Raw genomic sequence first — 8,293 nt, forward strand, 5'->3', positions numbered from 1 at the left:
AGCCAGTCTCCCCCCTCGTGGTACCCTCGTGGGGAGATGGCCGGCAGGCCAGAGGGAGGCGCGAAGGATGGCCCACTTTCGTGGCCTTCCGATAGGTCGGCGGGACAGCGCCCCCCTCTGCCTTGCCAGGCATCTCCCCCACGAGGGACCACACGGGGGAGATTGGCTGTCATCACGGCTTTCGCAAATCTCCGACGTGATGCTGTACCTATAACCTCCCCGGTAATTGAAATGCATCTGCGGCCGGCCTAGTCATGCGCCCATGACCGCAACCCAGACTTCCGCCGGCAGCCTCATTCGCGAATGGCGCACGCGCCGGCGCATGAGCCAGCTCGACCTCGCCATGGAAGCCGAAATCTCGCAGCGGCATCTGAGTTTCGTGGAAAGCGGCCGCGCCGCACCGTCGCGCGACATGGTCCTGCATCTGGCCGAGCAGCTGTCGATCCCGCTGAGGCAGCGCAACCAGCTCCTGCTGGCCGCAGGCTTTGCCCCCAGCTTCAGCGAGCGTCCGCTCACCGATGCCTCGCTGGCGCCGGCGATGGCGGCGGTCGAGATCGTGCTCAAGGGGCACGAACCCTTCCCGGCTCTGGCTGTCGACCGGCACTGGAACCTGGTGTCGGCGAACACCGCCATCGGCCCGTTCCTGGCCAATGTTGCCGAGCCTTCCTTGCTGAAGCCGCCAGTCAACGTGCTGCGGCTCAGCCTGCACCCGGGTGGCGTCGCGCCGCGCATCGTCAATCTGGCCGAATGGCGCGCGCATCTTCTCGACCGGCTGAAACACCAGAACGACGCTTCAGGCGACCCGGTTCTGGTCGAACTGGAGCGCGAGCTTCGGAGCTATCCGTCCGGCCTGAACGGCGCACGGCCGGTGCCGGTCGAGCCGAACGCGATCGTGCACCCGCTGCGGCTTGCGCATGGCGATGCCGTGCTGTCGTTCATCAGCACCATCACCGTGTTCGGCACGCCGCTCGACGTGACGCTGTCGGAACTGGCGATCGAATCTTTTTTCCCCGCCGATGAGCAGACAAGGACCGTGCTGGTGCGATTGGCGAACGAGCGGGCCGAGCCGTCCTGATCATCCTTGCGGTGGGGTCGCCTGGCGGCTGCGGGCGCGTTCGAGGCCAAGCTGGCGCTCGCGCCAGATGATGAAGATGCCGGCGGCAACGACGATCACGCCGCCGATGAGCATATGACCCGTCGGGACGTCGCCGAAGGCGAGATAGCCGACAACGATGCCAAGTAGCATCGAAGTGTATTCGAAAGGCGCTACGACCGAGGCCTCGGCATGGCGATAGGCGGCCGTCATCAGAATCTGGGCGAGCCCGCCGCAAAAGCCTGCAGCAATGAGCAGGCCCGCCTGCGCCGGTGTCAGCGCCTGCCAGCCGAACGGCAGCGACAGCAAGGCCAGGAGGCTCGCCGTCACCGAAAACCACAGCACGATGGTTGCCGTCGGCTCGCTCTGGACGAGGTTGCGCACCAGCAGCATGGCGACGGCCGAGATCGCTGCCGCGACCAGTGCGGCGATGACGCCGAGCACCTCCTGATCGCCGAGTGCTGCGCCCGAACCCAGCAGCGTCAGTTCCGGCCATGAGATGACCAGCACCCCGACCAGTCCGACCGCAACCGCGCTCCAGCGATAGACGCGGATCGCTTCGCCGAGGAAGATCGAACTGAACACCACCACCAGCAGCGGCTGTGCGTAGTTCAGCGCGATCGCTTCCGGCAGCGGCAGCCGAATCAGCGCGAAGAAGCCGAGCCCCATGGCGCAGACGCCGACAACGCCACGCGCAATGTGGTTGAGCGGGCGCTTGGTCGAAAACGCGGTGCCAAGCTTTCCCTGAAAGGCCAAGAAGACGACGATCGGAAAGATGGCAAAGAACGAGCGGAAGAAGACGATCTGGCCCGCCGGCACCGTGCCCGCCGCCTTGATGCAGGAGGACATGGCGACGAAGACCGCCACCGACACGATCTTGAGCATGATCCCGGTCAGCGTGTTGTGCCCGCCGGGATGGTTCGTCGGGTTCACTTGGCAGCCGCTTCCTGGATCGCCGCCCAGATGCGCGCCGGCGTTGCCGGCATGTCGATGTGCCTGATGCCGTAGGCGCGATAGAGCGCATCCGTCACCGCGTTGAGCGCGGCCGGCGTCGCTCCGATCGTGCCCGCCTCGCCTGCCCCCTTGATGCCGAGCGCATTGGTGGTCGAGGGCACGTTGCGGGTCTCGAAATGGAAGAACGGCAAATCGTCGGCGCGCGGCATGGCATAGTCCATGAAACTTGCCGTCAACAGCTGCCCGTCCTCGTCATAGACCGTGTTCTCGGTCAGCGCCTGGCCGATGCCCTGGACGACGCCGCCATGCACCTGGCCAGCCAGCAGCATAGGGTTCACGGTGACGCCGAAATCGTCGACGATCGTATAGCGGACAATTTCCGTTACGCCGGTGTCGGGATCGATCTCGACCTCGCAGATGTGGGTGCCGTTCGGATAGGTGCATTCGTCCTGCACGAACTCGCCAAAGCCCTTGAGATCGTCCGGGTTCTTGGCTGCCTTGGCGATGCTCGAAAAATCGATCGTGCGGTCGGTGCCGACGATGCGGGCAACGCCGTTGGACAATTCGATGTCGTCCGCCGAGGCTTCTAGCTCATCGGCGGCGATGCGCCTGATCTTGATGGCCAGATCCTCGCCGGCGCGAGAAGCTGACACACCGCCAATCGGAATGGAGCGCGAGCCACCGGTGCCGCCGCCGGCCTTCAGCTCGTCGGTGTCGCCCTGGCGGACATGAATCTTGCCGATGTCGAGATGAAGCTTTTCCGAGAGGAACTGCGCATAGGCGGTCGCATGCCCCTGCCCGTTGGTCTGGGTGCCGATCTTCAGCGTCACCGTGCCGTCGCCGTTCAATTCGACAAAGGCCGGTTCAGAGCCGGGAAAGGCACAGGCCTCGATATAGGTCGCCATGCCGATGCCGCGGATTTTGCCTTCCGCCTTCGACTGCGCCAGTCGCTCCGGGAACGCCTGCCACTCCGCTTGTTCGATGGCGCGTTCCATATGGCCTGCGAATTCACCGGTATCATAGAGGCGGTCGGTCTGCGTGCGGTAAGGGAACTGCTCGGGCCTGATGAAATTGCGCCGGCGGATCTCTTCGACTGGCAAGCCCAGATCGTGGGCGCAGGCGTCGACGAGCTTTTCCAGCAGGAATGCCGCTTCCGGACGGCCGGCGCCGCGGTAGGCATCGACCGGGCAAGTGTTGGTGTAGAGGCCGGTCACCGAAACGTCGAGCGCCTGGATGTCGTAGACGCCGGTCGACATGGTGACGCCGATATAGGGGATGAACGGGCCGTATTGCGAGATATAGGCGCCGATATTAGCGAGGAGATCGACCTTCATGCCGAGAAAGCGGCCGTCCTTGTCCATAGCCATCTCGGCGGTCACGACATTGTCGCGGCCTTGCGCATCGGTGAGGAAATGCTCGGTGCGGTCGCCGGCCCATTTCACCGGGCGGCCAAGGCGCCTGGCGGCCTCCAGCACCAGCGGATGCTCGCGATAGACGAAGCTTTTCGGCCCGAAGCCGCCGCCGACATCCGGCGTGATGACGCGCAGCTGATTCTTCTTGATCTTGAATATGTCGGCCAGGATGTGCTGCATGGAATGCACGCCCTGCGAGCCTGTGGTCAGCACGAAGCGGTTCTCCTGCGTGTTCCACTCGCCGATCGCCGAACGCGGCTCCATGTAGTTGCAGACCAGCCGGTTGTTGATGAATTCGATGCGGGTGACATACGCCGCCCTGGCGAATGCCGCCGCGGTCTTCGCCTTGTCGCCGATGTGGTAGCTGAAGGCGCGGTTGGAGCCGAGTTCCGGCCAGACCAGCGGCGTGCCGTCGTCAAGCGCCGTGGCGGTGCCGGACGCGGCATCCTCGCCCTCATAATCGACCTCGATCAGTTCGGCCGCGTCCTGCGCCAGCGCGCGGCTGTCGGCGACGACGAAGGCGACGGCGTCGCCGACATATTTGACCCGGTCGCGGCAAAGGACCGGAATGTCGCGGGTCGGCGCCTTGGTGCCGTCGGGCTGCCTCTGCATGACGCCGGATTTCAGCTTGCCGAGATGAGCAAGATCCGCACCGGTCAGCACCAGATGGACACCAGATGCCGCCTTGGCCGCCTCGGTCGAACCGAGGGTGAAGCTTGCCTTGGCCACCGGCGAGCGCAGGACATAGCCGTGCAGGAGGTCGGCCGGCTGGATGTCGTCCGTATAGCGACCGAGACCTTTTAGGAAGGCCTGGTCCTCGCGACGCAGCACAGAGGCGCCCATGCCGAATTTCGGTGTGACGACGGTCATGGATACCTCGCGACGATGATTGGAAAACGAGTGCCTGAAATAGGCGCTGCGCCAGTTTTGTCGAGTGACGGTTTCGTGTAAAGAGCGCGTGCTTCACATTTCTTCGACCAGCGGACCCACCTGCCGCTGCGGGAATCGACAGGAAAACCAACGGAAATGCGCACGGACACCGGCCAGGTCTTCAAGCTCGAAGACTATCGCCCCACCGACTATCTCATTCCGGAAACCGGCCTGACTTTCCGGCTGTCGCCGGAAGCCACGCGCGTCATCGCCGTGCTGACGGTCGAGCGCCGTGACGGCGTCGCGGCGTCAGTGCCGCTGGTGCTGGACGGCGATGGCCTGACGCTCGGCCGCATCGCAATCGACGGCCAGACACTCGCGCCCACCGATTTTTTCGCCACGCCCGATCAGTTGACGATCACCACGCCGCCCGCAGCAGCCCGTTTCCAGCTGCTGATCGAAACCGAGCTGGCGCCGGCGCACAACGAAGCCCTGATGGGCCTCTATCGCTCGAGCAACGTCTATTGCACGCAATGCGAGGCCGAGGGCTTTCGGCGCATTACCTATTTTCTCGACCGTCCCGATATCCTGTCGGTCTATACGGTGCGCATTGAGGCGCCGCACCACGAGGCGCCACTGCTTCTTTCCAACGGCAACCCGGCTGGCGGCGGCGAACTTGCCGACGGCTGGCACTATGCAGTCTGGCACGACCCCTTCCCCAAGCCGTCCTATCTGTTCGCGCTGGTCGCAGGCGCTCTCGGCAAGGTCGCGGACAGCTTCGTCACATTGTCCGGCCGCCAGGTCGAGCTCGGCATCTTTGTCGAGCCGGGCAAGGAGCGGCTCGCCGGCTACGCCATGGACGCCCTGAAACGGTCGATGAAATGGGACGAGGAGGCGTTCGGCCGCGAATACGACCTCGACGTCTTCAACATCGTCGCCGTGTCCGACTTCAACATGGGCGCGATGGAGAACAAGGGCCTCAACATCTTCAACGACAAGTATGTGCTGGCCGACCAGGAGACCGCAACGGACGCCGATTTCGCCAATATCGAGGCGATCATCGCGCACGAGTATTTCCATAATTGGACTGGCAACAGAATCACTTGCCGCGACTGGTTCCAGCTTTGCCTGAAGGAAGGGCTGACGGTTTTCCGCGATCACGAATTCTCCGCCGACCAGCGATCGCGAGCGGTGAAACGCATCGCCGAAGTGCGCACGCTCAAGGCACATCAGTTTCCCGAAGACCAGGGACCGCTGGCGCATCCGGTGCGACCGCGCCGCTACCGCGAGATCAATAATTTCTACACGGCGACAGTCTACGAAAAGGGCTCGGAAGTGGTGCGCATGATCCGCACCATTCTCGGCGCCGAGACGTTCCGGGCCGGCATGGATCTCTATTTCGAGCGCCATGACGGCGAGGCTGCAACCATCGAGGACTTCATCAAGGTGTTCGAGGATGTGTCCGGGCGCGACCTCGCGCAATTTTCGCTGTGGTACCATCAGGCCGGCACGCCCAATCTGACCATCAGTTCGACGCACAATGCGGCGGCCCAGGAATTCACGCTCGAGATCGAGCAGTCGGTGCCGCCAACGCCGTCCGAAAGCCGCAAGCGGCTGATGCATATTCCGCTGGCCTTCAGCCTGGTCGGCACCGACGGCAAAGCGGTAGAATATGGCGGCGTCGAGGGCGCCAGCGTCGAGGACGGCGTCATCCATATCCGCAAGCGCCGGCACATGGTGCGCTTCTCGGGCGTCACTGAGCGCCCGGCGATGTCGCTCAACCGCGGCTTCTCGGCGCCGGTGACGCTTTCCGTCGAGCAGAGGGCCGACGATCAGTTCTTCCTTGCTGGCCATGACAACGATACCTTCTCGCGCTGGCAGGCGTTCAACACGCTTTTGACCGAGGCTCTGATATCCACCTTCCGCCAAGTCCTTGACGGCAAGCAGCCCGGTTTCGCATCGCGGTTGATCGAGCTTGCCGGCAAAATAGCCGGCGACGAGACACTCGAACCGGCCTATCGGGCGCTGGCTCTGGCGCTTCCGAGCGAAGCCGATATCGCCCGTGACATCGGCAAGAACATCGACCCCGATGCCATTTTCTCGGCCCGCGAGGCGCTGACGGTCGCGATCGCCGAGGCGAATCGCGAGATATTCTCCGACCTCTACGATCGACTGACCGACAAGGACGCTTTCAGTCCTGATGCGGCAAGCGCCGGTCGCCGGGCGCTGCGCAACACCTTGCTCGACTATCTATCGCTGCTGCATGGAGGTGCGGCGCTTGCGGCCCGGCATTTCCAGTCCGCGACCAACATGACCGACCGGGCCGCCGCATTGAGCGTGCTTGCGCTGCGCCATAACGGTTCGCCCGAGACGGTCAAGGCGCTGGCGGAGTTCGAAGCGAAATATGCGACCGATCCGCTGGTGATGGACAAATGGTTCCATATCCAGGCCAGCGTGCCGGGCCCGCAAACCATTCATGCGGTGCGCGCCCTGACCAGCCACCCGGCCTTCTCAATGGCCAACCCGAACCGGGTGCGCTCGCTCGTCGGCACGTTTTCCAGCGCCAACCAGACCGGCTTCCATCGCGCCGACGGCGAAGGCTACCGGTTTTTCGTCGAAACGGTCCTGCAGGTCGAAAAGCGCAACCCGCAATTGGCCGCCAGGCTGGCGACGGCACTCAGATCATGGCGCTCGCTGGAACCTGCCCGGCAGGGCAAGGCAAGGGAAGCGCTGCTTTCGATTGCCAATACCGAGAACCTGTCGGCCGATTTGCGCGACATCATTGAGCGCACGCTGGCGTAAGGTATGTTGATATTCAGGTGATGCCGGCCTGCGAACGGCGGCTTCCTGCGCTTCCGGTGCTCACGTACCAAAAAGTACGCTCCGCTCCGGTTCTCGGAATCCACCGTTCTCGGCACGGCCTGACCTGAATCTCAACACACCTTAAAAGGTTGCCGCCCGGCACCATCGGGCGGAAAAGCCATTATTTTAGTCGATTTTTGATCTTTTTTCGCTGCGCCTATGGACAAGCCGAATCACCTTTGATTCTTTAGCTGAAGATTCGGAAGTGCGGCGTCGCCGGATCGTCAAGCAGATTTAAGATCGGGGAGAGCCATTTATGGCGAAGGCGGACGCGTGGGGCGCGCCCGGAGGGACGGGTTTTGAGCAGCGTGAGGCGGGAAGCGACGGTCTCGCCGGCAATGCGCGGCTCATCGCCGAACCCGCCTACCGACGGCTTCTGGCAGCCGAGCCATTGCTGCGCCGATCGATACCGGCCCTCATCATCATTTTCCTGATTGTCATCGCGGCACTGCGGTTCCTGTCGCTGATGCACGAGCGCGACGACGTGGAACGCGACGCCAAGGCGATCCTCTCGCTCGCGGCGGGCCAACTGGCCAGTTCGATCAGCGTCGATGCGAACATGGCCTCGACGCCTGGCGCGACGCAGGACTTGTTGGAGGGCATCAGCCGTCAGGGCGCCATGGGCCGAAGCCACGTGCTTGCGGTCACCGACAGCGCGTTCAAGATCGTTGCCGTGACACCGCAATCGACGGGCTGGGAAGGGCGGTCGCTCGACGCCATCGCCCAGGGCGGTCAACCGCTGTTCATGTTCGGCGACCGCGCCGGGGTGATGGAGGTCAGCATCGGCGGCCAGGAATGGTATGCCGCGGTGAGCTTGGCAAACGGCAGGAATGGTGCTGCCGCAGCGCTCGTCCCGCAGGATGCGGTCTTCGACACGTGGCGCAAGACCGTTTCGCTCAACGTCACGCTGTTCGTGCTGACGGCCGGCGTGCTGATCATCGTCCTCTATGCCTATTTCGGCCAGGCGGCGCGCGCCCAGACCGCCGACCGCATCTATCTCGAAGCGGCCCCCCCCCGCCCCAAGGGGGGGGGGGGGGGCCCCGGCGGGCGGGGGGGGGGGGGGGTGGGGGGGGGGCCGCTGGGCTTGGGGGGGGGGGGGGTG

General features: G+C 64.1%; 4 protein-coding genes and 1 pseudogene. 3 read left to right on the top strand and 2 right to left on the bottom strand.

All coding sequences use genetic code 11. The features are described from left to right. Positions 1 to 262: 262 nt before the first annotated feature. Positions 263 to 1,075: a helix-turn-helix domain-containing protein gene (locus tag AC0L3D_RS30935; RefSeq protein WP_473630209.1), complete on the top strand. Its 813-nt coding sequence runs from the start codon at positions 263 to 265 to the stop codon at positions 1,073 to 1,075. Here AC0L3D_RS30935 and AC0L3D_RS30940 read toward each other — a convergent pair whose 3' ends face one another. Beyond that, positions 1,076 to 1,978, bottom strand: coding sequence for a DMT family transporter (locus tag AC0L3D_RS30940; RefSeq protein WP_473630212.1), 903 nt, complete (start codon positions 1,976 to 1,978; stop codon positions 1,076 to 1,078). Positions 1,979 to 2,022: 44 nt separating this feature from the next. Continuing rightward, positions 2,023 to 4,329, bottom strand: a complete 2,307-nt coding sequence (locus AC0L3D_RS30945; RefSeq protein ID WP_473630210.1) for a xanthine dehydrogenase family protein molybdopterin-binding subunit — start codon at positions 4,327 to 4,329, stop codon at positions 2,023 to 2,025. A gap of 156 nt (positions 4,330 to 4,485) precedes the next feature. Here AC0L3D_RS30945 and pepN point away from each other — a divergent pair, with 156 nt between their 5' ends. Beyond that, a complete protein-coding gene (pepN, locus tag AC0L3D_RS30950; protein WP_473630211.1) occupies positions 4,486 to 7,131 on the top strand; it encodes an aminopeptidase N in 2,646 nt (881 codons plus the stop codon). A gap of 316 nt (positions 7,132 to 7,447) precedes the next feature. Then, positions 7,448 to 8,293, top strand: a pseudogene (locus AC0L3D_RS30955) (hypothetical protein); the annotation flags it as partial.

The organism is Mesorhizobium sp. WSM4837 (assembly GCF_055811435.1).